The organism is Methylophaga sp. UBA4204, from assembly GCF_002379485.1.
GTDB lineage: Bacteria > Pseudomonadota > Gammaproteobacteria > Nitrosococcales > Methylophagaceae > Methylophaga.
On record NZ_DFTU01000020.1, the window covers coordinates 30,322 to 30,762 of the forward strand.

Consider the following 441-nt stretch of genomic DNA (forward strand, 5'->3'; position numbering starts at 1 on the left):
GGCTGGCGTTTCAGGTTCGCCCCCCTGAACCAGCCGAACAAGCATTTGAGCCAACGTTTGACGACAGTGAGTTGGCACAATGGCAAACGCTTGAAGATGAGTTAGATGGCTTTCTGACCACTATTATTTCGGCGCTGGCCTACTCGACGGAGTCTCGTGCCTTACGTCTGGAATTACTCGCCGTGCTGCTGGACGCGCGACACGCGATTGCTGAAGCGCTGACGGTCGATGATCCTGCATATGATCCGGTTCGAGAACTTTTCCTGACGACATGGGAGCGGTTGCGGCCACTGATGAGCGAACTGGAAGGCCTGAAGACTCCGGGACTGGAAGTGGATTTCAAGCTTGCCGCGTTTATAGCGGGTGGTGACGCGCTGCGAGCACTTGACGCCCTCGGGCCGGAGTATGGTTTTGAAATTACCCGTGACGGACTGCGCCGGC

1 pseudogene is annotated in these 441 nt (G+C 56.9%); it reads left to right on the forward strand.

The annotated features are described in order from the left end of the window. Window positions 1-441, forward strand: a pseudogene (locus tag B3182_RS02660) (lytic transglycosylase domain-containing protein); the annotation flags it as partial.